Origin of the sequence: Microcoleus sp. N3A4 (assembly GCF_036701805.1) — a bacterium.
Classification (GTDB): Bacteria; Cyanobacteriota; Cyanobacteriia; order Cyanobacteriales; family Microcoleaceae; genus Microcoleus.
On sequence record NZ_JAUBRJ010000072.1, the window covers coordinates 16,384 to 42,178 of the forward strand.

Sequence of the window (25,795 nt, forward strand, 5' to 3'; positions counted from 1 at the left end):
TGATTTAGTCATCAATTGGCAAAAGCTAGAAAGGTTTTTTTAGGCGGTCGGCTTTCATGCTTTCGTGAGTTTTTTTGACTGGCCTATAAGAAATTAAAATGGTTGCCCGATCGCAATTTTAATTTCACAAAACCGAAGGCCTTCTTAAAGCAAACTAAAAATCTAAAATCTAAAATCTAAAATCTAAAATCAGCCGATGCTACCCGTCATCTACTCCGAAGATTTCTTGCTGCACAAGACTGGAATGCTTCACCCAGAGCGACCAGAACGTTTAACGGCGATCGCCAACGCTCTGAAAGCTGCTCCCTGGGCGGCTCAAATTGAGTGGCAACTGCCCACCCCAGTTGCAGATCGCGAACAAGAACTGTTCGGGGCTATCAAAAAAGTTCACGCGCAAAGATACATCAAAGAAGTCGAACATTTGGCTCATCGGGGAGGCGGCTACCTCGACGGCGATACGCCGATTTCTGCTGAAAGTTACGACGTAGCGCTGCTGGCGGCGAGTGCTTGGCTCGATGGGGTCGATCGAGTGCTGGCTGCGGGAGAACCAGCTTTCGTGCTGGCCAGGCCGCCGGGACACCACGCCGAAAATGCCCGCGCGATGGGATTTTGCTTGTTTTCCAATGCTGCGATCGCAGCGAACTACGCCCTAGAACAGCCGGGAATCAACCGAGTCGCCGTCCTTGACTGGGACGTGCACCACGGCAACGGCACTCAATCTTTGGTGGAAAACAACAGGCAAATTGCCTACTGTTCCCTGCACCAATCTCCGTGCTATCCGGGAACGGGAGATGCCGACGAGCGCGGGGCCTACGACAACGTGCTGAACATTCCCCTGTATCCGGGCGGCGGCATAGCTGAATACCTGAGCGCCTTTGAATCTCTTGTCGTACCGTTTTTGTCGAACTTTGAACCGGATTTGTTGATTGTCAGCGCCGGTTACGACGCTACTGCGTCCGATCCGCTGGCGAGCATGACTCTGGCGCCGTCAGATTTTGGTACTTTCACCGGATACTGCCTGCAAATCACCCGCCGCATCGCCTTTGGTTTGGAGGGGGGTTACGCGCTCAAAGAGTTGGCCGAGTCGGTTGTGGCCACTATTGAGCGATGCCTCAATTAGCTGGAAAATTGGCATAGGGGAAAATGAGGTTGAGAAGCAATTAGGACGGAATTGAGAGCTTTTGAGGGCGATCGGCGAAACTTAGATTTGGCGATCGCCTTGATGGCCTTTTTCCCTCTTCCTTCTGACTTCAGTGACAAGCATCACAAATTTACAAGATCCGAGTCACTTGGCGTCAAAGTCTCGGTCACAGATTTGTAGCCCAAAAATCACACCGTGTCAATGTTTTCGATCGCATAAATCGGCGCTCGCAGAGAGGATAATAGAATTACAATCAGCCTCTGAAAAGTTTATAAAAATATTCTGGGAGATTGAAAACATTGCCTCCCGATCCGATCCGGATTCCCAGCGACTAAATGAACTTTAGTCAAGAGTATTCTTTTTGCTCGGTCTGATGCTGGGTGTGGTACGATCGTTATCGATATAAAATTGAGTTTAACTAAACAACGTAAAAACTTAACTAGATTAGTTAAGCGATCCGTCACACCGATAGGTGTTGCAGTTTAGGAAGCTCGCATCCGAACAAAACCTAACTTATGGTCAATAACTAATTAAGTACGGTAAGGCATACCGGAATTTACGCTTCAGGAGAATTTACCTCTACTTAGACAGGAGTCATCCAGTCGCAAGCAAGTCAGTTCGTTGAATGAAGAATCGAGGGTATCTTTAGACCTGAGAGTGTCAACTGTCTCAATCAATTAGGAGGTTTATCATGTCAGTCTCTCAAATGACGCTCGAAGAGTTATTTGGTCAGGTCATGTTCTCCAGCGTCGTCACTCGGCACGACCGGAGACAGCTCAGATCCGCACTTTTAGAAAGAACGCTGAATGAAGATGAGTATGCCATCATCAACCGACTGCTGTACAACGTGCGCCGCGGTTGGGTAAAAATTGTCGATTAAAGACGCGGCAGCCAACTCCATTCAGGAGAATGAAAAGTAGAACTTGCTACCTGCCCAAGTTTTTCATGTTTAATACTTGGCTCGACAGTTCGATGTGTTTGAGAGCAGTATTAATTATTAAAATCGCGACCCAGATCGGCTTATAGGTAGAGATAATTATAAAAGAACAGCTTTCAGGTGCATCTCTACTTGTTGTTTAAAAATTGTGAGTTTTGAGTTGCTAACTGAGAAGTTATAATTAACTCAAAACTCATAATTTTGTGGATTTGAAATTTGAAATTTGAGATTGGGAAATACTGATGAATATCAGGGTTGGGAACCGCTATAAAGTTGATATTTTTTAAACTGGTATTAAGAATCAAAACTATACAGCATATTCGGTGGTTCATGAAGTACAGTAGCACCTATATTATGTGGTGTTAATCAGTAGGGTGCGTCGCTGCTTCATATTTGATAAAACTTGCAGATCCCCCGTGGGCGACGCACCTTACACGGGCGATCTCAAGATTGTGTGTACCGCACATACATGGAATATGCTGTAAGCAGTTTCCGGTTGAGGAGGGTTGTCCGATCGTTACAAGCACAGCCAGTCGCATTGGTCGATCGAACATTCCGGCAATTTGAGCCCGGAAGTGTCAAAATATTAACAACCAGTTCATCCCCAAAATATATGGCTCCCGCCGTTTTAATTGAAAATCTTCAGAAACGCTACGGCACTGTAGAAGCCGTTAAAGATGTTTCCTTCAAGGTAGAACCGGGGGAAATATTTGGTTTGCTAGGCCCCAACGGTGCAGGCAAAACCACAACCCTGCGGGTACTTTGTACTTTGAGTGCACCCGATAGCGGACGCATTGAAGTGTCTGGTATTTCTGCTGTCAGCCAGCCGAGAATTGCCAGACAGAAACTCGGCTACGTCGCCCAAGAAGTCGCTCTCGATAAGGTGCTGACGGGGCGGGAACTCCTGCAACTGCAAGCAGCGCTTTACCATTTGCCGCGCCCTACGATTAAAGGGCGGATTGACGAAATGGTGAAACTCCTCGGTTTGGAGGAGTGGGAAAATAAAAAGACGGGTACTTATTCTGGCGGTATCCGCAAGCGTTTGGATTTGGCTGCTGGATTGCTGCACCAGCCTGATGTTTTGGTGTTAGACGAACCGACAGTCGGGCTGGATATTGAAAGTCGGGTGGTGGTGTGGGATTTCCTGCGCCGGTTGCGGGAGGAAGGTACGACGGTGTTGATTACCAGCCACTATCTCGAAGAAGTTGACGCTTTGGCCGATCGCGTGGCGATTATTGACAAGGGTACAGTAATTGCACAGGGCACGCCGGAGGAGTTGAAAAATCGGGTTGGGGGCGATCGGGTGACTTTGCGGATTCGGGAGTTTTCGCCGATCGAAGAAGCCCAAAAAGCCCGAGCTTTAATGCAATCTCTGCCTTTTGTGCAGGAAGTAATTGTCAATACCGCTCAAGGAAATTCTCTCAATTTAGTAGTAACACCGCAAAGCGATGCGCTAGTGACTATTCAGCAAGCTTTAAAAAATGCGGGATTGCCTACTTTTGGGATTGCTCAATCTCGGCCGAGTTTAGATGATGTGTATTTGGCTGCGACTGGTAAGACGCTGTTGGACGCGGAGTTGGCGGCTGCTAGCAACCGCGATTTGAAGGCCGAGCAAAAACAGGCGATGCGATCGTAGTTTAGTTTAATAGGAAGCTCCGCGCGCGGGGTCAGAAACCCGGTTTCTTCACAGATTTCTCGTCGCCCAACCAGATTTTCCAAAGAAACCGGGTTTCTTTGGCATTCAACCTGAGATCGGCATTATTCGATCGCGTTTGTTAGCCCAAAAACAATCTTGAGGGTTAACTATTTCGGCGTTTATGTTTATTTAATTCGTCTACTAATTCACCCTTCTCAAATTATCGGAAGTTCCCATTCCATATTTAATAAATCATTGCACTCTTCAATGAATCATTGCAATCAAGTAGTATTCTCACGCGCGACGATCGCACTTATCATATCGTTTCCGGTTGCATCGGAATCATAAAATCGAGTCAACAGTCAACCGATTTTAGATTTTAGATTTTAGATTTTAGATTTTTAACAGTCAACAGTCAACCGATTTTAGATTTTTAACAGTTAACAGTCAACAGTCAACAGTCAACAGTCAACAGTTAACAGTCAACAGTCAACAGTCAACAGTCAACAGTCAACAGTCAACAGTCAACAGTCAACAGTTAACAGTCAACAGTCAACAGTCAACAGTCAACAGTCAACAGTCAACAGTCAACAGTCAGTCCGGTGTAACCGGAATTGATATCATACCTCAATCCAGCAACGCCGCAGTTCACTTGGTTTCCCCCCGAATTTGTTGGCGAAACTCTTTATTTAACTGCTAAAAGCGGGTTGGGATGCTGTACGTATTCAGCCAGCATAGTTAAATCGAGATCCGGGAGTAACTCGCAAGTTAGGGAGGGGTTTGTATTTTTCCCCTCAATTGCGAAACAGGGACAATCGAGGATTTTTTCAGAAGAACCAAACCTACGATTTCACGCTCTGAAGAATTTAAGTTAAGAAATATAAATAAAATTGACATTTTAATACAACAAACTAGACTAGATGGTGTTTTGAGACTAATATCCTGAGAAGGGAAATAGCTAAAGATTCCCCAGCCAGATCGCAAAATTTAAAGCAAAAAATTAGCATGGATCGTATCAGGCGATCGAAAAACGGGAATTGGCGATCTCAAGTAACCGATGACCAATGACAGCTCGCTAGCGAATCTCAGATTCAAGGAGAGAATGTAAAAATGAAACGTCTGATCGTTTGCTGTGATGGAACTTGGCAACAACTAAACAGTAGTTACCCAAGTAATGTGATTAAGCTTGCCCAAGCAGTGAAATCGAGTGGCAGTGACGGGGTTCCGCAGATCGTGTTTTATGACGAGGGAGTTGGATCGGATACTAACAAGATTTTGGGCGGAGCCACTGGACTGGGAATCGATAAAAATATACAAGATGCCTATCGTTTTCTTTGTCTCAACTACGAGCCTGGTGACGAAATATATCTATTCGGGTTCAGTCGCGGTGCTTACACAGTCAGGAGTCTCACGGGGATGATTTATTGCTCCGGTCTCCTAGACCGCCCTCATATTACCAGGGCCTCAGAAGCTTACGAGCTTTACCGTACCCGAGACATTAAACCAAAGGATCGGGTAGCAGCCAATTACCGCGAAGATTACGGCGAGCGCGTCCCGATTACCTTGCTTGGTTGTTTCGACACCGTTGGAGCCCTCGGTATTCCTACTCTACCCGCCTTCAGGAAATATCGCGAACAGCTCAATAAGAGGTACAGATTCCACGACACCACTTTAAATAAGTTGGTTCAGAATGCGTTGCACGCCGTGGCGATCGACGAAATTCGCGAAATCTTTGATGTTACCCCTATGAAGAAAAATCCTGATGTTGAGAACCAGCGGGTTATTCAAGTTTGGTTTCCCGGCTCCCATATCTGCATCGGCGGTGGAACCAAAGAATACAGCGGTTTATCAGATGCTGCCTTGCAGTGGATGTTGGATTCAACCGGTAAGCTTGGATTGGGGCTTGAATTCGATCCCAGTGTCATTCCCACAGGTATCAATCCTAATTATGAGATTGATTTTAAAAACGATCCTGGGTTCTTCAAATTGGCAGGAATTAAGTTCCGCGAGGTGGGCGATGCTATTGAGGAGCTTCATGAAAGCACGCTCAAGCGTTTGGAAAGCCGAAAGGACTACCGCCCCAAGAATCTAGAAAAGATTTTATCCAAACATAAATCAAATTGAAGAGGCACAGAAGACTCGATCAAAATCCCGGAATTAAGGCTTTGCAATCCATCGAATCTACAATAACTCAAAGGAAAAACCATTATGTCTTCAACAAGAGACACATCAAGAGACGGGCTGAAAAACAAGATCGAGACTTTCCTTTTAACTAACTTGAAACCGCTTTGGAACTTCATTCAAAAGAACGAGGGGCTTAGCAAAAAAGTGAACAAAACTCTGATTAACAATGCCATTCTAAAAATTCCAACTCGCCCCTATCCGTTTAGTACCATGTCTCCCTACACCTCTTGGGAGTCATTAAACGATCGCACTTATTCCGGACTCCAACTACCGCCTACTGATTGGAAGCCCTTAACGGATAAAAATTACATTGGGGTTAATTTGAACCCCACAGAGAATTTTGAAAAAAATTTCCCGGCTCTTAAGGATTTGGAGGTTTTGTACCGCAAAAAAGGGAAGACGAAATATTCGGCCAAATCCTCTCTTATTTTCCCCTATTTCGTGCAATGGTTTACCGACAGTTTCCTGCGAACAGATCGACTGGATCACCGCAAAAATAGCTCCAACCACCAAATCGATCTGTGTAACGTCTATGGGTTGAACGCCAATATTACTCACATACTGAGGTCTCATGAAGGAGGGAAGCTAAAAAGCCAAATTATTAATGGCGAAGAATATCCTCCTTTTTACTATGATGAGAACGGACAGCCCAAGGAAGAATTCAAAGGAATTCCCCATCAAATAGTCGGTGAATTCGACGAGAAAAAGTCGGATAAACTACCCTATGAAAAGAGACAAAAATTATTTGTAATGGGGATAGAGTTAGAGCGTGTTAATGTGCAAGTTGGCTATGTAATGCTCAACGTTCTTAGCTTAAGAGAACATAATCGCGTGTGCGACCTCTTGGCAAAGAACTATCCAACTTGGGATGATGAACGCCTTTTCCAAACCGCCAGAAATATCGTGATGGCGGAGTTTCTCAAAATTGTGCTAGAGGATTATATCAACCACATTACTCCCTATCACTTCCAATTCTTCACCGATCCCCCAGCATTTAATGATGAAAAATGGTATCGCACCAATTGGATGACGGTAGAATTTACTTTAGTTTACCGTTGGCATAGTATGCTGCCAGATAAGATAATCCATGACGGGAAAGAAATGTCTGTGCCGGAGACGATGTGGAACAATGATATGATTATCAACAAGGGTTTGGGAGCTATGTTTGAAGAAGCTTGTTCCCAACCAGCAGCGCAATTGAGTTTATTCAATACGCCTGAGTTCCTAATACCAACCGAGACAGCCAGCATTCGTGTAGGTCGTGCGGCGAAATTAAGAAGCTACAACGATTACCGCGAATTGTGTAAGTATCCACGGGTTACAGATTTCAATCAAATTACTGCCGATGAAGATGTCCAAAAAGAATTGAAACGATTGTACGGTCACGTAGACAACATTGAGTTGTATGTGGGGCTCTACGCAGAAGATCTGCGACCAAATTCAGCTTTACCTCCTTTAGTCGGACGACTGATAGGAATTGATGCCTTTTCTCAAGCTTTCACCAATCCTCTATTAGCCGAAAATGTCTTCAATCCAGAAACTTTTTCACCTGTAGGCTGGGAAGAGATTAGGAATACCAAGACCCTCTCGCAGGTGCTGAACCGTAATGTTCCTCGCGGTAAAGAGTACAAAGTTTCTTTTTATAATGAGGGTTGGAAACCAGCTTAGAGCCTTGCAACAGTAGCTGTAGGGTGCGTCGCTTTTAAATCCTAAAAAAGAGCGACAATCTCGTAGCGACGCACCTTACAAACAGGGTGAGCGTAAACAACCCTCCGTTGCACCTCGCCCAACACTCATGATTGTTGCAAGACTTGGGAGAATTGGTATTAGAGAGGGGAAAATGCAAACCATTAGCACCACAATCAGCTTTGCAAAGGTTTTTTATGAACAAGAAGTTATTTACCGAATATCCCGAACAGGACGAACGCAAATACTACGATCTTTTGGTTGAGCAGGCCAAGCTTCGGATGGATAATCTTTACGGGGATAAGGAGCGGGCGCTGCGAGATACTCACGCCAAAACTCATGCGTGCGTTAAAGGAACTCTGGAAATTTTTGACTTTGATGAGGCAGCGATTAAACGGGAATTGGGCAAACACGCTTCGTTAACTTCTTCGCAACTGAATGCGATTTCCCTTAAGCAAGGTTTGCTGGCAAAACCTAAAGAATATCCTGTTTGGTTGCGATTTGCTAACGGGGCTACCAAAGTATACAATGATTACGCCAAAGATTCGCGCTCAATATCACTGAAAGTGATGGGGGTGGAAGGGGAACGACTGGCGCAAAGCCACGAGTCAAAAACCCAGGACATCATTGTTCACAATTCAGAGATATTTGTGAGTCAAACCATCAAAGACTACTACGGCTTTTTTTCTGCTCTGGTTGAATCACCAGAGACATTGAAAAAGTGGCTAATACGACATCCCAGACACTTTCTAGCGGTCTCGACGCTTACGGGTAGCCGGACTCCGAAGAGTTTGCTAACAGCCAAATATTGGAGCGGTTCACCATCTGCTTTGGGTCTCTATCCCGATTTCGATCCCTCCCAGCCTGGTCTAGTTCCTGTCGAATATCCTGCTGTAATTAAGTACGGGTTTACTCCAGTTTCATGCAAACCACCGCACGAGATAATTCCAGAACAATCTCGACCGGGAATTCCTAAAATTCCTTTTGTCGATCGCGCTAAAGCCTTGGGTTTAGATCCCAATAAACCAGACAATTATTATCGGAACGATCTAATTCAAGCCTTGGCGAAACCTGATGCCCAATACTGGTGGGATTTTGGCATCCAGTTCCAAACCAGCCTAAAAATGCCGATCGACGATGGCATCAATGTCTGGAAAGAACAGGAATCGCCCTTCTTGAAAGTAGGTCGTCTCACCGTCAAGCATCAGATAATTGATTATGAAAAACAATCTGATTTCAACGAAAACCTGCGATTCTCTCCTTGGAACGGCTTAGCAGTTCATCGTCCAGTAGGTGCGATCAATCGGATACGCGGTGTTGTTTATCCCGTTGTAGCGAATTATCGCCTTCAAAAGCGAGGTCTCGTCCACCAAGAACCAACAGGAGAAGAAACATTTTAAGGGAATAATTTGAGGCGGGGACATCATTTAATGCCATCAGCCAGGTGTCGTCCGAGCAAATCGCAACTCAAGGAAGTTAACAAGCGAAACCTTCAAAAAATCCCATCCCTTTTTAGGGGGTGGGAGTGTTGAAAATTATTAATTCTTAGTCCTCAGTCCTCAGTCCTCAGTTTTGTGTCAGTAGAAATTGATTAATCCCCGTAGGGACACGGCAATGCCGTGTCCCTACTTTATAAACCTGGAATACACGGCAATGCCGTGTCCCTACTTTATAAACCTGGAATACGCTTTAATAATTCCACCTTCAACCAACTGATGACTGATGACCAGCGACTGATGACTAATAACTTAGGCTTGCCGTGAGTAGTATTCCACCACTAGCAGTTCGTTAATCTGAAGAGCAATCCACTCGCGTTCGATAACGCCGTTAACTTTGCCAATCAGTTTTTGCTTGTCAAATTCCAAGTGATTGGGCAAGTGAGCCAAGCCTGGGTCTTTGAGATTAGCTTCTACCATTGTGCGCGATCGCTCTCTATTTTTCACCGCAACCACATCACCAGGCTTGCACTGATAGCTTGCGATATTGACTTCGCGGTCATTGACTGTTATGTGACCGTGATTTACCAATTGTCTAGCGGACGGAATGGTTGGAGCCATTCCCATCCGAAACACAGTATTGTCCAAGCGCATTTCCAAAAATTGCAGTAACACTTGACCTGTGGAGCCCGTGACACGGCGGGCTTTGCGGACGTAACGGAGCAGTTGGCGTTCCGTCACACCGTAATTGAAACGGAGTTTTTGCTTTTCTTGCAAACGAACCGCATACTCAGAGAGCTTTTTGCGGTTTTGACCGTGCTGTCCGGGCGGATAATCTCGTCTGGGGGTTTTGCGGGTTAGACCCGGCAACTCTTTCAGACGACGGACGATTCTCAATCGGGGGCCTCGATATCGAGACATTTATTTTCCTCTCTAATCTCTGTATGCAATTTTATGCAGACTCTATATTATATGTTTGTAATGGTCAAAATTCCAACAAAGCTCGATAAAAAAACGATCGACCGCAGCGCGATCCATTATGTGCGGTAAATTCTGAAGGAAAAGCCGATCGATCGATCGCCCCAATCAGCCAAAAAACTCACTACTCGATCTGCCATGCACAACCGCAAATTTTCCCGCACTTCTTCCCCAAAGCCAGCACCGACAGGCTCAAGCCTTACCGGGCGCTGGATGTTGGCTTTCGGCACGCAGCTAGCAGCACTAGGTTTGTTGGCGAGTGCACTGCCAATCTCGCCAGCATCAGCCATCACGATTAGATTCCCTCGCAATAGGAATCCCTATCGCGTCTGCGCTCTGGAACTAATCGAAGCCGGAGTGGGGGCCGAGGCCGCCGCCGCCGCTTGTGCTGACGCGCTCCACCCCCGCGACATATCTAAATGCGCCCTCCAAATCAACCGCAAAACCAATATTGCTGGTACCGAAGCGCTCTCTAGCTGTCGGCGGGTGAGGCGTCCCGCCGAATTGGCTACTTGCGTAGTGAATATTAACGGCAAAACTCGAACTCAACCTGCGGCTCCCCTGTTAGTGCTCGATGGGTGTCGCCGCAGTTTATTGCCACAACAGTTTGCTGAATGCGTAGTCGGTTTGAGCGGCAGGCTCGAATTTCCCACTGACAGGTTAATCGCCACTTGTCTTGACCCGAGGGACAGCGTGAGCCAGTTGGACGGGCGTCCTGCACCTACTCCTCCTGTGGAGCTAATTTCACCGCCTTCGAGGCTCAATTAATTTGTCAGTTGTTAGTTGTCAGTTGTTAGTTGTTAGTTGTTAGTTGTTATTTGTTAGTTGTTATTTGTTATTCCACAGCTATTAGCTACTGCCAACTGCCAACCGCCAACTGCCAACTGCCAACTGCCAACTGCCAACTGCCAACTGCCAACTGACTTCTTCCTTCTAATCAAATGTCAGAAACTTTTGCTGAAATTACAGTCGAAGAATTAGGTCGCCAATTAGCCGAAAGCAATGCTGAGCAATTGCAGCTTGTAGACGTGCGGGAACCCTACGAAATTGAGCTTGCTGCGCTGCCGGGATTTGTAGCTTTTCCGCTGAGCGAGTTTGCCGAATGGTCTGGTGAAATTGACGATCGACTCGATCGCGACACGGAAACCCTAGTTCTGTGCCATCACGGAGTGCGATCGGCTCAAATGTGCCAGTGGTTGACCGATCGACGAGGATTTACCAACGTTAAAAATATCGTTGGCGGCATCGATGCTTACTCAATGGTGGTCGATCGAACTATCCCACGTTATTAACACCAAATCCCGTTTTCCACTATTCTTTACTCTACAGTCTGCCTCTGCAGGCTTTGTACGTGCGATCGCGTTGGTGAGCGACTTACCGTCGCCCTGGATCTAATTAACAGGGGCAAATCTAAAATTTAAAAGCATACTGAGAGTAGCCCGATCGCGCCCCTGTCTTTTCGAGTAGTAAAGAGCCTCATCAGCCGCCAGTACCAGCGTTGCCACATCATTTTCCGGCCCCGGAATCACACTGGCAATTCCCAAACTAATCGTTAGCACAGAATTAGGCAAACAGTCAACTATCGCAGGATTAAAAACAATATTCAAAGCTTTAATTTGCGCTCTAATTTTTTCAGCAACAACCAGAGCCGCCGACGCATCAGTTTCAGGTAAAATCACAGCAAACTCCTCGCCCCCGTAGCGAGCAGCTAACTCAGCAGGAGGCTTGAGCGATCGGCTAATTGCCTGAGCTACCGATCGCAAACAATCATCTCCGCCTTGATGTCCATAGGTGTCATTATAAATTTTGAAATAATCAATATCGCACAAAATTAAAGATATAGGAGAACCCCTGCGATCCATGTGCTTCCATTCAGCTCGCAGACAACTGTCGAAGTACCGTCTATTGCCAATTTGAGTAAGTTCATCCACATTCACCAAAGCTTGTAGCCTTTCATTTTCTTGCTGCAACTCCTCAAAACCAACCACCGACAAATTGTCCTCGCACAAATTTTGCCATTGAAAATACAAGCGATATAATTTACAAGACACGCTACAGTTATTTCCCTCTAATTTTACCAGTCCCATACTCTCTAACTGATATGCGATTAAAGGTTCTAGACAAATGCTATTTTCAGCAGCAACAACCTTTTGGAGCGCGCAGGCTAGTTTCGGCTGCTGTTGGAGGAAGAACGAGTGATTTCGCAGATAGTCGCTATAAATTCCGGTTTGAGTAGGAGCCGCTTTTAACAGTTGCTCTAACTCAACTTGTGCCCGATCCTTACCTCCATCATTTACCCACCCAGGCAGGCGATTTTGTACCGAAATTGCCAGGTGATAGAGAGCTAAATGCACTAAATAAGGATGTCCCCCTACCATGTTCATTAATTGCCCAACGGGATAGCTGTCGCTCCATTCCAGTCCGTGTCGCCTCGCCAACTCTTGCACTTGTTCAGCAGTAAACTCTGACAGTTGAATTGGCAGCCCTACATTGAATGGAGATTGATTGATACTCAAAACAATATTGATTTTTGTCGAGTGAATTACTGCTATGCGGAGTTTTTTCCAAGTTTCAAATTGTCGAGATTGTTCGTACCAAGAACGCAGCAGCGGCAGGAATTCTTTAGCAATATAGGGGCGTTCAAATACTCGATTTACTTCATTGAGTACCAAGAGAAGAGGACTATTTATTTGTTCGAGCAAATAGTTTTCAAGATAAATAGTGCAGCTTACCTTGCTGCCCATATCTTCATCCCAAAAATCATCGAGATGTGGTTCTAGTTTGAGTTGCCTCGCAGCATTGAGACAAAGCCAGCGCAAAAATTTATCTAAGCTAGCAAAAATTGCTTCATCGGCCTGCTGAAAATCTACCGTGACAGTGGCGTATCCCCGCACAGTCGCCCCGTGAATTATCCGCAGCATCAGAGAACTTTTACCCATTTTTTTTGGAGCTTTAATGCGAACGAGGCCTCCGGGTTTGCTAATTTCTGCACAGGCCTGGGCTTCGGCCCCTGAGCGATCGATATAAAATGGAGAGTCAAGCGGTATTGGGCCGCCGGGAAATTCTAGGTCGGCAACTGTTTGGATCGAGTTTGGTGATTTTTGGAGTCCTGGCATAGTCATCGTGCAAGGCGATACCCTGACTGTATATTACCTTTTCACGTTAGGGGGTAAAGCAGCGGTGTCAAAGACTTATTGATAATCCTACAAAATCTAAGTTTTTAGCGACTTCGCGGAACTGACTTTGCTATAGTAGTGTCACTTTACCCAATCTCAAACCCTGCTTCAACACTTCTGCAGACCGACAAAACTTCGACGGCAGCCCAGACGCGATGATTCTTGGCTTTACCTGAAAAATAACTCGTCGGTCGCCGATGTGGCGCAGAAAGAGCCCCCATTCAAGGAGAAATAATCATTGTCACGCCGCTACCTGTTTACCTCTGAATCGGTCACTGAAGGCCATCCCGATAAAATCTGCGATCAAATTTCAGATACGATTTTAGATGCCTTACTGACTGAAGACCCCAAAAGCCGCGTCGCAGCCGAAGTTGTCGTCAACACCGGCTTAATGCTGCTGACGGGCGAAATTACCACTAAAGCTCAAGTAAATTACATAGAATTAGCCCGGAAAAAAATAGCCGATATTGGCTACATCCACGCTGACAACGGCTTTTCTGCCAATAGCTGCTCGGTGTTGGTGGCTCTTGATTCTCAGTCTCCCGATATTGCTCAAGGGGTGAATACAGCCCACGAAAGCCGGGAACAATCGAGTGAAGAGGAATTAGACGCCATTGGAGCTGGCGACCAAGGCTTGATGTTCGGCTTTGCTTGCAACGAAACGCCGGAATTGATGCCTCTGCCGATCAGTCTAGCGCACCGGATTTGCCGTCAACTGGCCGCAGTCCGCAAAACCGGTCAGTTATCTTACCTGCGTCCCGACGGCAAAAGCCAAGTTACGGTAATGTACGAGGACGGGAAACCTGTTGGCATCGATACGATCTTAATTTCTACCCAGCATACCGAAACGATCGGCGACATCACAGAAACAGCCGCAGTTCAAGCCAAAATCAAAGAAGACCTTTGGGCTGCAGTCGTCCAACCCGTGTTTGCTGATATTAGCGTGAAGCCGGATGCAGAAACTCGCTTCCTTGTCAACCCCACCGGCAAATTTGTGGTCGGCGGGCCTCAAGGGGATTCGGGTTTGACGGGCCGCAAAATTATTGTGGATACTTACGGCGGCTATTCCCGCCACGGCGGCGGCGCTTTTTCTGGGAAAGACCCCACCAAGGTAGACCGCAGCGCGGCTTATGCTTGCCGTTATGTTGCTAAAAATATCGTGGCGGCAGGTTTGGCCGACAAGTGCGAAATGCAGTTGAGTTATGCGATCGGCGTGGCGCGGCCGGTCAGCATCACGATCGAAACTTTTGGCACTGGGAAAGTTGATGACGATCGCCTTTTAGAAGTTGTGAAGCAGCATTTTGAACTGCGTCCTGCGGGAATCATTCAGGCATTTAACTTGCAGAATTTGCCTGCTGAAAGAGGCGGCCGTTTCTATCAAGATGTGGCGGCTTACGGTCACTTCGGACGCACTGATTTAGATTTGCCTTGGGAGGAAACTGATAAGGCGGAACTTTTGAAAGAAGCTTTGAGCCAGAAGTTGTCTGGAGTAGCTGGATAGTACAATTTTGGGGCGTGCTCTGCGCCCCTTATCCATAATAATATCGGGTGCTGCGAATCAAGGTAGGGCGTGCACCGCGCACCTGATCCATAAATAATATCGGGTGTGCTTCGGCGCACCTGATCCATAAATAATATCGGGTGCTACAAATTAATAACGTAGCGTGCGTACTGCACACATTACAACAAAAATAGAATAAATAAATGCCATTTTTTCCACCTTTCCAATCAGCAATTCGCAGTTTGGCTTCTTCGCTCCAACAGCGGTTGGCGACTGGATTTTCGGCGCCAAATCCCTCTGGGCTGCCAAGTTCGTTAGCGGCTGACAATGCTGGTGGCATTCGCGGCGTTTGGATACCTAACACTGACTGTAAAGTCCTCACCTCAAAACAGCGAATTGCTGAGGCAATGGACTTTCTCGCCGATACGGGATTTAATACAGTTTTTCCTGTAGTTTGGAGCAAGGGTTTTACGGCTTATCCTTCTCAAATTATGCGCGAACAATTTGGGGCAGAAATTGACTCGCGCTATCAAGGTCGCGACCCTTTGGCAGAATTAATTGTTGAGGCAAATAGAGTTGGTTTAAAAGTGATTCCTTGCTTTGAATACGGGTTTGTGAGTTCTTACAATCTCAACGGCGGTCATTTGCTGGCGAAGAAACCAGAGTGGGCGGCGCGCGATCGCACCGGAAATTTGCTGAAAAAAAACAATTTTGAGTGGATGAATTCTCTCGACCCGGAAGTGCAAGACTTTTTGCTGGGTTTGATGCTGGAAGTGGCTCAGAATTATCCGGTAAACGGCGTTCAAGGAGACGATCGCATTGCGCTTCCGGTAGAAGGCGGTTACGACGAAAAAACGATTAAACGCTACCGAGAAGAATGCGGCAGAGAACCGCCGGCGAATCCTAGAGAGCAACACTGGTTGCACTGGCGTGCTGATATTATTACTGAGTTTGTGGCTCGCATACACCGAGAACTGAAAGCTATTAATCCTGATTTGTTGCTGTCGATGTCGCCGAATCCTTATGAGTGGGGACTGCTGGAATATTTGCAAGATTCTAAATCTTGGGTTGACAAAAACTTGGTCGATCTGCTTCACCCGCAGTTTTACCGCCGCGATTTTAACGCTTACAAACAATTGGTCGATCGGCTGATTGGGGGACAGCTTAGCGGCGAACAAGTACAGTGCGTGTCACCCGGTATTTTGTTGACGAATCGAGGCACCAATTATAGCATCAATCCCGAGCTGTTGTTGCAAGTAATTGCTTACAACCGCTCTCGCGGCATTCAAGGAGAAGTGATGTTTTTTTACGAAGGTTTGCGAGATAACGGTAACGCTTTGGCTGAGGTTTTGAAAAATGGGCCCTATGCTCGTTGAGAGACTGTCCCGGAATCAAGCTGTTTCCGGTTCGCTGCGTTCAACCGAGCCGATCGCTATTTCCAGCCAAGTTGGTATAAAATAAGATGTTGCACCATTCTCAATAAGCTTTGATTAACAGGCAAGATGCCTGTTCCACCAACGGTGAATTTTATTGTGGAACAGGCATCTTGCCTGTTGCTGACAATCGTGCAAGATGTGAGTATAAAATGATATAGCAGAGCTAGTCCAGTTAAAAGCGCAGCGATGCCAAGCAGCAAGCGCAACTAATTGTCAAGCTGATGGCCCAAACAAACCCGATAATTAATAATTGGGGAGTTGCAAAAATAGTGAAATCGGACATATTTTAGAAATGGTGCAAGCTTTTTTAGAAGTAGAGTTTTGTATGCGCCATATTTTTTTAACACAGACAGTTTATAAAGAGCAATCTCAAGCGCTCGCCAAAATATTAGGATAAATCAGTGAACTCAGCAGCAACACTCATCCAACAGCTACCCGAGCTCAGCGATGCTCAATTTCATCAAAAATATTTGAAACAAAAACAAGGGATGCACACCTTGGCGACAATATTGCCGCAAGTAGAACAGCAAAGTCTGGCTTTGCGGGCAGTAAAATTAGCTCTAAAAGTAAATTTAAAACTCGGCTCGAAGCTAGCAGGAACGGTAAAGCCAGAATTTCAAACAGCGACAATAAAATTAATCGAAAAAATCCCAACTTCGCCGCTGCTCAAAATTCAACTGCTGGCCCTCACAAGTTCCGATCGGGCAATTCCGATCCTGGCGGCCGCATTGAACCACAAAGACAGCGCAGTGCGCCTTAATTGCATTCGGGCGATCGGGAAAATCGGTTCCGAAGCAGCAGTAATTGAATTAGTCCGATCGCTCGAATCCGAAGATTCCCAAATACAAGCTTGGGCGGCTTGGGCTTTAGGAGAAATTGACTCGAAACCAGCAGCCGCAGCACTGCTGAAAGCCCTCAACCACAAAGCCTCCAAGGTGCGCGCCTGGGCTGTTTGGGCCTTGGGCAAAATTAACCCGAAAACAGCCGTGCCCGCAATGCTCAAAGCCCTCAAACACCAAGACTCCGAGGTGCGCTGGCGGGCGGCGGTCAACTGCGGGAAAATCGGCGTCTCTGAAGTAGTTCCCGGGCTGCTGAACGCCCTCAGAGACGAAAATCACATCGTCCGCGCTAGGGCCGCGGCGGCTTTGGGGAAAATCGGCGATTCTGAGGCAGTACCCGGCTTAGTAGAATTGCTTCACGACGATCCCGACTCCTATGCAGTTTCTTTGAGGGCCGCCGAGGCCTTGGGACAAATCGGCACGGAAACGGCTGTGGCCGGGCTGGTGCAAGCCCTCAACCATGACGACTCAGACGTGCGCGGCAGTGCAGTTTCTGCCTTGGGGGAAATCAGCAGCGAGGTGGCTGCGGTGGCGGTAATGCGATCGCTCTCGGATCGAGACATTTTCGTGCGCGGCAGGGCGGCGGTTGCCCTCGGGAACATCAATACAGCTTCAGATGCTAACTTGCAAAAAATGGTGACAGCGGGACTGGCGATGGCAATCGGCGACAGCGAATCTTATGTCCGGTGGAGAGTTGCTGCTGCTTTGGGGCAAATTGGGACAGAGGAAGCTGTGGCAGGTTTGATGCGGCTGCTGGGGGACGAAACCTCTGGAGTGCGTCACAATGCTGTTAAATCCCTCGGTCAAATTGGCTCGACCGCTGCTCTTTTGGCTCTGGAAGCAGCTTTAAACCGCGAATTTGCTGACGTTCGCGCGCTGGCAGCCCAATACTTGCTGGATGTCAGCACTGAGGCAGAAACTGTTAATTTAGATATCTCAGCTTCCCCAGATTTCTCGGGTGAAAAACTGCCGAAAATCCTGATTGCTTCGGAAGCAGAAGCCAGCGAATACATTGTCGATCGGCCTGCAGGGCGCGAGCTCAAATACCTGATCTCGATCGCCAGTCCGGGCGTGCCCGAACCCAAAACTTTTCATCAAATTCCGAACCGAATGTGCTTGGAGTTTAACGACCTCGACACCCCCGTTGACGACCCCGATCAAATCTTGCCTACCCTTGATGACGTACTGAAAATTATTGACTTCGCCCTGAAAATGTCGTCGCAGGGAGGCAGTTTGCTGATCTGCTGCCAAAGCGGCATCAGCCGTTCAACGGCAACAGCTTTGACTGTTTGTGCTGCGCTGTTGGGTCGCGGCAAAGAACGGGAAGCTTGGGCCCTGGTGCTCGCCGCCAGACCCCAAGCGAAGCCGAATCGCTGGATGGTGCACTTGACCGATGAAGCTTTGGGTAGAGACGGTAAGTTGGCACTCGCGATCGAATTGGCCGCTGCCACTCCAGAACTCGCAATTGCCAATAATTGACTCGCAGAAACCGGGTTTCTTTTCGTAAGCCCTACAGTTATACTCTATTAACGACACTTCACCTCAGACTTGTCTTTGGGGGGCAGCGATGCCAAAAGTCGATCGCCAGGGTGCAAAAGTTCGATCGGCTGCCGCATTTGTCACATTCTGTGGTACTAAGTCGTCAGAGGGTCAACAAAAATCGTCAAGCAATCGTCGCATTGCTGGCAGCAACACTCCAAAGCTGAGGAATCGGGTGCATTGTCAACAGACAAGATCGGCTTTGGGCCACTCACAGGCAAAACGTATCAGACAGAATTTTCTGCCTGTAAAATTCCATGCAGAGATAATTCACTGCCGGATAAATTTTTCTTTCTTTTGCCTGCTGCAGACTTTTACGAGTCGAACAAGTAATTTGGCAACAGCCCTCAACAGCCTAATTATCTATTAGACATCAACCGAATTTAAGTTTCTTCTCTGACTCGACAAGAGTTTCAGATGCTTTTTCGCAGATGTCTACTGGAAAACAAACAAGCTTTTCCATTTGGAGAACTTAAGAGCGTGGTAGATTTTAACAGAATACAGGGGTTGCATATGTCAAAAATTAACTTGCTAAAAAAAACAGAACACGAAGCAAGTTTATCGGTTGCCTTTTGGGAATGCCAGGGCGAATTCAACCCAGAGTTAGAATCATTTAACCCGCAGAAAAAACCTGTGGCAACGCAAAATTTCAACCCAAAAAATAGCAAGGTAGGTAAACTGATGCCACTCTTAATTTCTGAAAAATTCGGTTCTCTAGAAACCGCACAAAAAACAATATCCAGCCAAGATTTTTTAGAAATATCATCCTTGAGACTCCGCAAAATCTTGCCATCTAAAATTGGCTGCTGGCCCATCCATCAAAAAATAGGCGGCGGGTATTTACTAGCAATAGGAATCGGCTTTTTTGGCTCCCTGAGTGGACTGGCGATTGCCGACTACCACCAAGGACAAGGATTAAAACAACTCAATGATGCTCACCTACAAGCACAATTGCTAGGCAATTTTAAAGAGGCAGCGCTGGCGGTACAATTGCAGGGAGCGCAGCTAGATTCTTTTGTAGATAATTCCGCTAAGCTGAAACTGAAAGAAGAGCAGTTTCTCAACAGTATTGTTCAGGCAAAAAACCTGCGGTTGCGTATAGAAAAGTTTGCCGACAGCCAACCTGCTTGGCTGGCAGCAAAGCCGCAAATTCTGAAAAGTTTACTGCAAGATTGCACGGAAAATTTAGAATCCTACGCCGATACTCTCAAGTCAACTTTGCAGCAAGTCCAGCAATCGCAACTGTCACCTCGGGAGATAGAGTCGGCCAGAAAATTGTTGGCGACAGAAAGCGGAGAAGGTGTAAAACAGCTCAACAGCAGCCTAGAGGAATTGAGCAAAATCCTCGATATTGCCCAGCAGCAAGAGTGGCAAGGCGGTGTAGTGATGGAGGACGCGCAAGGCATCGAAAAGAGCATAATTATAGTTAGTATGCTGCTGTCGGTAGCCGTGGCTGGAATGGTGGCTTACCGGACGAGTCGGGCGATCGCCAAACCTGTCGTCAGCGTCACTCAGGTTGCCGAACAAGTGGCCGCCGAGTCGAATTTTGATTTGCGAGCCCCCGTCACCGGACAAGACGAAATAGGCTCATTAGCTGTGTCTCTCAATCACCTGATCGAGCGAGTTTCGGAACATACAAAAGAATTGGAACAAGCTAAGGAAGAGGCTTTAGCGGCTAGCACTGCTAAAAGCCAGTTTTTAGCAAATATGAGCCACGAGTTACGGACGCCTTTAAACGCGATTATCGGCTACAGTCAACTACTTTTAGAAGATGCGGTGGATCAGGGATGCGAGGATTTTGTTCCCGACTTAGACAAGATTCAGAATGCCGGTGCACACTTGCTATCTTTGGTTAACGATATCCTCGATTTGTCGAAAATTCAAGCGGGGGGGATGAAACTCAACATCGAAGAGTTTGACATCGAATCCCTGGTTGATAATGTGGCGATTGCGACGAAATTGTCGGTAGAAAAGAATGGCAATGTTTTAGAAATAGAGTGCGATCGAACAGCAGGCACAATGCACGCAGATTTGGGGAAAGTGCGGCAAGTGCTGCTGAATCTGCTGAGCAATGCTGCTAAGTTTACCAAAAACGGCAGGGTGAAAGTGAGTGTCAGCCGCATTGAGGGAACGGGAGAATCGAATGCAGCTAACCAATCGGGTGTTGACAATTCAATGGCTGCGGATGAGGCTCGCTCTTTGACCCTAGCTTGTCCGCTGGTGAATAGTCAACAGTCGGATTGGATTTGTTTTCGAGTTAAAGATACCGGAATTGGAATGTCGGAGGAACAACAGCACAAGTTGTTTGAAGCTTTTGTGCAAGCTGATTGTTCGGCGACGCGCAAGTACGGTGGCACCGGATTGGGGCTGACAATTAGCCGCCACTACTGTCAGATGATGGGCGGCGAGATTTTGGTAGAAAGTGAGGAGGGGAAAGGGTCTATTTTTACTGTGCGTATACCGGCGGGAAACGGGTAATGTCATATTTGGGCGAGAGATGTAAGGAGTACGCTGAGGGGCGAAAATGTATGTTTCAAACCTCTGGTTTTATGTCCAAATGCTTAACTCTCGTCAGTGGGGGCGATCGTTCCGGGTGCGATATTTTATTTTCCCCAGATGTCTATTTAATGAAGTTATTTTCATGCAGTTTGTGAGATTATTTTCCGTATTTTTTCACTATTTGTAAGCTTCGTCTATAATGATATAGTTTTGTTTTTTTGCACCGACCTACTTAAGTTTGCCCAATTGCAACCATTTTGAGTCGATCGGGCGATGCCTTTCAAGATTTCTATTTTAGTCCAGTTAGGGGGTAAAGTTTTCTTTTTAAGTGGCAATATTTGATTGACTAAGGGCTCGATAATTTCCCATTCTGAATCTGTGAGATTGGTAGAATACGGCATGACCAGAGAGTGTGTTTTGATGGTAACTTTACATCAATATCAGTAAGGAGAGACAACCAACTTGAAAATCTCTCGCCCGCTATAGTTTAAACCGGATGACCTGAAAAAAGAGCTTTTGGGGCGATCGCCTGCTGTGGGCGATCGCCTGCTGTGGGCGATCGCCTGCTGTGGGCGATCGCTAATAGATATCAAATGGGTTCTATATGAGTTTGCCTTGAAATATCCGCCGTTTAAGTATCGCTCAAGAGAGTTGCAGCCCTCAACAGAGCAACAGCCCCTTCCTCCTCCAAAGGCCGCGAGAAAAAGTACCCTTGATAGGAATTGCATCCCAAAGAACGGAGCATAATTAGTTGCTCTTGCGTCTCCACCCCTTCCGCGATCGCTTCTAATTCCAAAGAACTCGCAATATTTAAAATCGCCTCCACCAAAGCTAAATTTTTCCCCCCTTCCTCCATGCAGCAAACAAAAGAGCGGTCAATTTTGAGAGTATCGATCGGTAGCAATTGTAAGTAAGATAAATTTGAATAACCAGTGCCGAAATCATCCAAACAAACCCTAACTTGCCGAGCTTTCAATAGCTCTAGCACCCCAGCCGCCGCCTCAGCATTCTCCATTAAAACACTCTCAGTAATCTCTAACTTCAAAAATTCGCCCTTCAAATTATGCATTCGTAGCAGTGAGTCTAACAGTGGTAACAAATTAGGAGAAAATAGTTGAAGCCCAGATAAATTCACACTCATATTCAAAGGCAAATAGTCAGGGAATTGCAACTGCCATTTACTTAAACAAGCCACAGCTTCCGACAGTACCCACTCCCCTAGCGCCACAATCAAACCCGTTCTTTCTGCCACAGGAATAAACTCGCTTGGAGAAACCAACCCGCGGGTCGGATGCCGCCATCTTACCAACGCTTCAAACCCCACTAGCTGACCCGTTGCAAAAGATACAATCGGCTGATAATTAAGGTGAAATTGTTGCAATTTAATTGCATTTTGCAAGTCAGTTTCTAACTGGAGTAGCTCTAAAGCTCGCGACTGCATATCAACATCAAAGACAACAGCGCTACCAGCACCCCGAACAAAAGCCTCATGTCTAGCCGCATCAGCCGCCCGCAGCAAATCTTCCGGCTCTTCTGTGCCGATTGCACCTAAAGCGATGCCAATACTAACACTAGAAAAAACCGCAGTTCCATTCAAATTCGATGGCAGTTCTAATGCTTGGCGAATGCGTTCTGCTGCATCTAAAGCTAACTGAGAATTAGTAATATCTGCCAGCCAAATCGCAAACTCATCTTCTCCCACTCTTGCTATAAGATTCGTATTCAGAGCGCAAGCCTCTAACCGCCGCGCTACTTCTACTAGCAACTGCTCTCCTCTAGAATGACCTAAGCTATATTTAACAATTTGATAGCGGTTAAGAGCCAGAAATAAAATAGCTTCTAGATGACCAGATTCTCTGATAGTATTTATGCCGCTACGCATCTCCTTTAAGAGCAAATTACGGTTAGGCAAACCCGTCAGCTCGTCGTAAAATGCTTGGTAGCGGATTTGTTCATTTGCTGCAGCAAGTTGCTGCTCTTTTTCCCTAGCAAGTCGCACAAAGTCTAAAGTTTTATTAATTGTAATTTTTAAGTCATCAAAATCAATTGGCTTCGTTAAAAAATCAAAAGCACCCCGATTCATAGCTGTCCTAATATTTGGCATATCCCCGTAAGCTGAAATCACTACAGCTTTGAGCGTTGGGTCAATAGCTGGCAGGTTCTGTAGCAAAGTTAAACCGTCCATTTCGGGCATACTAATATCAGTTAGCACCAAGTCAAAGGAGCCATCAGCTTGCAGTTTATCTAAAGCTTGGAGTCCATTAATTGCAAAATCAAACTCAAATTCTTGAGTGCTGATTTGATGCCGAAATAGCTGAAGGATTACATATTCTAAAAGTGGTTCGTCATCAATTACTAAGATTTTAGCTGTCATGGAATTGCTCTTGTTAGCAAGTAGCCAGGAGATGGAGAATTTTGAGAAACGAGTGATGAGGAGTCCGATAGGGGTTGAAGCCCTTGACGAGATAGCTAAAGTCGGTTAAAACCGACTAAAAAATAGTATGTTAATCGTCTGAAGACGACTTCAGCTATTAGTCAGGGGTTGAAACCCCCTGGCAGGTTTTACGACAATGAATCAGCCGTGGCTTAAACAGGGGGAACTCGACTACTCAAAGTCCCCCTTCCCTTTTTAAGGATTTAGGGGGAGCGAGACTTGGATACAAGCCAGAGAGACAGAAGGTTTTAGGCAATTGTTGACACCATGTCCAAGCAATACGTCTCTAGAATTTAACTCTTACGCTCGCACTCATAACTTTATCAGTTCCCAGCCCTTAAGTGGGAATTTCAATAATAAATTCAGTTCCCTCTCCAGGTGCAGAGTTACAACTGAGCCACCCCCCGTGTTTTTCTTCAACAATAGACCGTGAAATTGACAAACCCAATCCCGTCCCTTTACCCACAGATTTTGTAGTAAATAAGTGGTTAAATACCCGCTGTTTCACTTCTTCAGTCATTCCCATCCCATTGTCAGCAATAGAAATTATAACATGAGAAGTTGAACGCTCATTGATAATCTTTTCGCTCTCATCTGTAAGGAAAGTCCGAATCGTAATTTTATTAGGATTCGCCTTAATTTCATCGCGGCTCCGCCCTGCATTCCACTCTTCCAATGCGTCAATGGCATTAGCAAGGATATTTAAAAACACCTGATTTAACTGTCCGGGGTAACTCTCTAATGGGGGGAAATCTCCGTAGTCTTTTATCACTTGAATTTCTGGTTTACCGTCAGCCGCTTTGAGCCGATGTCTCAAAATTAATAGGCTACTATCAATTCCTTCATGGATATTGAAACGAACTTTAGATGTACTATCTGCCCGGGAAAAATTTCTCAGAGAAATGCTGATTCCCAGAATACGCTCAGTTCCTTCTTTCATAGAATTGAGCAATTGTGGCAAGTCTTCTAAGATAAAAGGGAGATCGAGAGCTTCTATTTTGGCTTGGACTTCGGGGTTATTTAGGGAGCAATATTGTTGATAAATGTTGAGGGCAGTTATCAATTCTTGAAAGTAGTTTTCGGCGTGTTCAACGTTTCCTAAAATGAAGCTGATGGGATTATTGATTTCGTGGGCAACTCCGGCAACTAACTGGCCGACGGAAGCCATTTTTTCGTTTTGAATGAGTTGGGTTTGCACCTGTTGGAGTTCTATTAAATTTTGTCTGACTTGTTTGACAGTCTCTAAGGCTCTTTGGATAGTAATCTCCATATCCTGAAAATCAATAGGTTTTGTCAAAAAGTCAAAAGCTCCCCGGTTCATGGCAGTTCTAATGTTTTGCATATCTCCATAGGCGGAGATGACGACTGTTTTTAATGTATTGTCGATTTCTGAGAGTTTTTCTAGTAAAGTTAACCCGTCCATTTCGGGCATATTAATATCTGTTAGCACTAAATCGAATGGTGGAGATTCAGCAATTTTTTCTAAGGCTTCTCTGCCATTGTGAGCAAAGACAAATTCAATTTCTTTGACCCGAATTTTTTGCCGGAATCTTTGTTGAATGACGTATTCTAAAAGTTGTTCATCATCGACGACTAGGATTTTGGCTGTCATGGGAAGCTATTCTGTATCCTATGGTAGAAATAACTAGGGTCATTAGCTTAATATAGCGCGTTGTTTAAAATTTGTAAAGGATTAAATTTATTAATGAGGATGTAGTCAGGAAGAAGGAAGAATACTTATGCAATCAGCTTTTTAGTCATCCGTATTTTACGTTTAATTAAGTGAATATACTGAAAATTCACTGTATAATTTAAACCCGTAAAGGTGGGTTTGGTTTGTGTAGAAGCGGTTTAAACCTTCTAGTAAAGTTACTAATGTAATGTTTTAACGCCTCTATCGTGCGCCAAAGATATTTAACTTTTGGGCAAAGTAATGATAAATTCGGTGTAATTTCCGGTTTCGGTTTGCACTTCCAAATTGCCTCTGTGTTGTCCAACAATGATATCGTGAGTGATGGATAAACCTAAACCTGTCCCCTGTCCGGGAGGCTTGGTAGTGAAGAAAGGGAGGAATATTTTTTGTTGATTTTCTTTAGGAATGCCGATGCCGTTATCACGAATGCGGATTTCTATTGTTGTGCCTAGATTTTTAGTGGTGATAGAAACTGTTGGATTGAAATCTGCGGTTATTTTAAATTGTTTAATATGGGAGGCATAGCAAGCATTATCGATGATGTTAATTAAGGCGCGGCTGAGGTCAGAAAAGGCGACATCTAGTTCTTCAATTGATTTGTCATAGTCAGTTTCAATGGTAAGGTTGAAGGTTTTATCTTTGGCACGAATGCTGTGGTAAGCTAATTGTAGGGCTTGAGC

Annotated in this window: 20 protein-coding genes; 12 read left to right on the plus strand and 8 right to left on the minus strand. The window is 45.8% G+C overall.

Annotation, left to right across the window (positions count from 1 at the left end; all coding sequences use genetic code 11):
• Positions 1–196 precede the first annotated feature (196 nt).
• The 6 genes from QUA56_RS29515 (at position 197) to QUA56_RS29540 (ending at position 8,984) form a co-directional block, all read left to right on the plus strand.
• Positions 197–1,120 (plus strand): histone deacetylase, encoded by a 924-nt coding sequence (locus QUA56_RS29515; RefSeq protein ID WP_333365359.1) that lies wholly within the window; start codon positions 197–199, stop codon positions 1,118–1,120.
• 712 nt (positions 1,121–1,832) lie between these two features.
• Positions 1,833–2,021 carry a hypothetical protein gene (locus QUA56_RS29520; protein WP_015175516.1) on the plus strand — a complete coding sequence of 63 codons (189 nt, stop codon included), beginning with the start codon at positions 1,833–1,835 and terminating at the stop codon, positions 2,019–2,021.
• 670 nt (positions 2,022–2,691) lie between these two features.
• The gene (locus QUA56_RS29525; RefSeq protein ID WP_333365402.1) at positions 2,692–3,714 is read left to right on the plus strand and encodes an ABC transporter ATP-binding protein; all 1,023 of its coding nucleotides are present in this window, start codon (positions 2,692–2,694) and stop codon (positions 3,712–3,714) included.
• Positions 3,715–4,824: 1,110 nt separating this feature from the next.
• Entirely contained in the window at positions 4,825–5,838 is a 1,014-nt protein-coding gene (locus QUA56_RS29530; protein WP_333365362.1) for a DUF2235 domain-containing protein, read from the plus strand.
• 84 nt (positions 5,839–5,922) lie between these two features.
• Complete coding sequence (locus QUA56_RS29535) at positions 5,923–7,566, plus strand: peroxidase family protein (RefSeq protein WP_333365365.1); 1,644 nt, start codon at positions 5,923–5,925, stop codon at positions 7,564–7,566.
• A 215-nt stretch (positions 7,567–7,781) separates the two neighbouring features.
• Complete coding sequence (locus QUA56_RS29540) at positions 7,782–8,984, plus strand: catalase (protein ID WP_333365368.1); 1,203 nt, start codon at positions 7,782–7,784, stop codon at positions 8,982–8,984.
• A 348-nt stretch (positions 8,985–9,332) separates the two neighbouring features.
• Here QUA56_RS29540 and rpsD read toward each other — a convergent pair whose 3' ends face one another.
• Both rpsD and QUA56_RS29550 read right to left on the minus strand, forming a co-directional pair.
• A complete protein-coding gene (gene rpsD / locus QUA56_RS29545) occupies positions 9,333–9,941 on the minus strand; it encodes a 30S ribosomal protein S4 (RefSeq protein WP_193975783.1) in 609 nt (202 codons plus the stop codon).
• Positions 9,942–10,057: 116 nt separating this feature from the next.
• On the minus strand, positions 10,058–10,291 hold the full coding sequence (locus QUA56_RS29550; protein WP_333365371.1) for a hypothetical protein: 234 nt from the start codon (positions 10,289–10,291) through the stop codon (positions 10,058–10,060).
• A gap of 64 nt (positions 10,292–10,355) precedes the next feature.
• Here QUA56_RS29550 and QUA56_RS29555 point away from each other — a divergent pair, with 64 nt between their 5' ends.
• On the plus strand, positions 10,356–10,766 hold the full coding sequence (locus QUA56_RS29555) for a hypothetical protein (protein WP_333365373.1): 411 nt from the start codon (positions 10,356–10,358) through the stop codon (positions 10,764–10,766).
• A 173-nt stretch (positions 10,767–10,939) separates the two neighbouring features.
• Positions 10,940–11,290, plus strand: coding sequence for a rhodanese-like domain-containing protein (locus QUA56_RS29560; RefSeq protein ID WP_333365375.1), 351 nt, complete (start codon positions 10,940–10,942; stop codon positions 11,288–11,290).
• A gap of 99 nt (positions 11,291–11,389) precedes the next feature.
• Here QUA56_RS29560 and QUA56_RS29565 read toward each other — a convergent pair whose 3' ends face one another.
• Positions 11,390–13,120: an AAA-like domain-containing protein gene (locus QUA56_RS29565; protein ID WP_333365378.1), complete on the minus strand. Its 1,731-nt coding sequence runs from the start codon at positions 13,118–13,120 to the stop codon at positions 11,390–11,392.
• Positions 13,121–13,412: 292 nt separating this feature from the next.
• Between QUA56_RS29565 and metK the strand changes: the two genes are divergently transcribed.
• From metK to QUA56_RS29585, 4 genes are all read left to right on the plus strand, one after another.
• Entirely contained in the window at positions 13,413–14,675 is a 1,263-nt protein-coding gene (metK, locus tag QUA56_RS29570; RefSeq protein WP_333365380.1) for a methionine adenosyltransferase, read from the plus strand.
• A gap of 203 nt (positions 14,676–14,878) precedes the next feature.
• On the plus strand, positions 14,879–16,051 hold the full coding sequence (locus QUA56_RS29575) for a family 10 glycosylhydrolase (RefSeq protein WP_333365383.1): 1,173 nt from the start codon (positions 14,879–14,881) through the stop codon (positions 16,049–16,051).
• A 461-nt stretch (positions 16,052–16,512) separates the two neighbouring features.
• Entirely contained in the window at positions 16,513–18,429 is a 1,917-nt protein-coding gene (locus QUA56_RS29580) for a HEAT repeat domain-containing protein (RefSeq protein WP_333365385.1), read from the plus strand.
• A 573-nt stretch (positions 18,430–19,002) separates the two neighbouring features.
• Positions 19,003–20,967, plus strand: coding sequence for a HAMP domain-containing sensor histidine kinase (locus tag QUA56_RS29585; protein ID WP_333365387.1), 1,965 nt, complete (start codon positions 19,003–19,005; stop codon positions 20,965–20,967).
• Positions 20,968–21,182: 215 nt separating this feature from the next.
• On the opposite strand, the gene QUA56_RS29590 is transcribed toward QUA56_RS29585, so the two are convergent.
• The 5 genes from QUA56_RS29590 to QUA56_RS29610 form a co-directional block, all read right to left on the minus strand.
• Positions 21,183–21,389 (minus strand): transposase, encoded by a 207-nt coding sequence (locus QUA56_RS29590; protein WP_333365390.1) that lies wholly within the window; start codon positions 21,387–21,389, stop codon positions 21,183–21,185.
• 39 nt (positions 21,390–21,428) lie between these two features.
• The gene (locus tag QUA56_RS29595; protein WP_333365392.1) at positions 21,429–21,581 is read right to left on the minus strand and encodes a hypothetical protein; all 153 of its coding nucleotides are present in this window, start codon (positions 21,579–21,581) and stop codon (positions 21,429–21,431) included.
• A 38-nt stretch (positions 21,582–21,619) separates the two neighbouring features.
• Positions 21,620–23,362 carry an EAL domain-containing protein gene (locus tag QUA56_RS29600; protein ID WP_333365395.1) on the minus strand — a complete coding sequence of 581 codons (1,743 nt, stop codon included), beginning with the start codon at positions 23,360–23,362 and terminating at the stop codon, positions 21,620–21,622.
• A gap of 397 nt (positions 23,363–23,759) precedes the next feature.
• Complete coding sequence (locus tag QUA56_RS29605) at positions 23,760–25,034, minus strand: response regulator (protein ID WP_333365398.1); 1,275 nt, start codon at positions 25,032–25,034, stop codon at positions 23,760–23,762.
• 302 nt (positions 25,035–25,336) lie between these two features.
• Positions 25,337–25,795, minus strand: a 459-nt coding sequence (locus QUA56_RS29610) for an ATP-binding protein (RefSeq protein WP_333365400.1), incomplete at its 5' end; no start/stop codon positions are given.

Coding starts and splice junctions, on each gene's coding strand:
- QUA56_RS29590 (WP_333365390.1), bottom strand. CDS start 21,389: ATGCCGTATTCTACCAATCTCACAGATTCAGAATGGGAAATTATCGAG.
- QUA56_RS29575 (WP_333365383.1), top strand. CDS start 14,879: ATGCCATTTTTTCCACCTTTCCAATCAGCAATTCGCAGTTTGGCTTCT.
- QUA56_RS29605 (WP_333365398.1), bottom strand. CDS start 25,034: ATGACAGCCAAAATCCTAGTCGTCGATGATGAACAACTTTTAGAATAC.
- QUA56_RS29530 (WP_333365362.1), top strand. CDS start 4,825: ATGAAACGTCTGATCGTTTGCTGTGATGGAACTTGGCAACAACTAAAC.
- QUA56_RS29540 (WP_333365368.1), top strand. CDS start 7,782: ATGAACAAGAAGTTATTTACCGAATATCCCGAACAGGACGAACGCAAA.
- QUA56_RS29560 (WP_333365375.1), top strand. CDS start 10,940: ATGTCAGAAACTTTTGCTGAAATTACAGTCGAAGAATTAGGTCGCCAA.
- rpsD (WP_193975783.1), bottom strand. CDS start 9,941: ATGTCTCGATATCGAGGCCCCCGATTGAGAATCGTCCGTCGTCTGAAA.
- QUA56_RS29600 (WP_333365395.1), bottom strand. CDS start 23,362: ATGACAGCTAAAATCTTAGTAATTGATGACGAACCACTTTTAGAATAT.
- QUA56_RS29520 (WP_015175516.1), top strand. CDS start 1,833: ATGTCAGTCTCTCAAATGACGCTCGAAGAGTTATTTGGTCAGGTCATG.
- QUA56_RS29515 (WP_333365359.1), top strand. CDS start 197: ATGCTACCCGTCATCTACTCCGAAGATTTCTTGCTGCACAAGACTGGA.
- QUA56_RS29585 (WP_333365387.1), top strand. CDS start 19,003: ATGTCAAAAATTAACTTGCTAAAAAAAACAGAACACGAAGCAAGTTTA.
- QUA56_RS29525 (WP_333365402.1), top strand. CDS start 2,692: ATGGCTCCCGCCGTTTTAATTGAAAATCTTCAGAAACGCTACGGCACT.
- QUA56_RS29535 (WP_333365365.1), top strand. CDS start 5,923: ATGTCTTCAACAAGAGACACATCAAGAGACGGGCTGAAAAACAAGATC.
- QUA56_RS29565 (WP_333365378.1), bottom strand. CDS start 13,120: ATGACTATGCCAGGACTCCAAAAATCACCAAACTCGATCCAAACAGTT.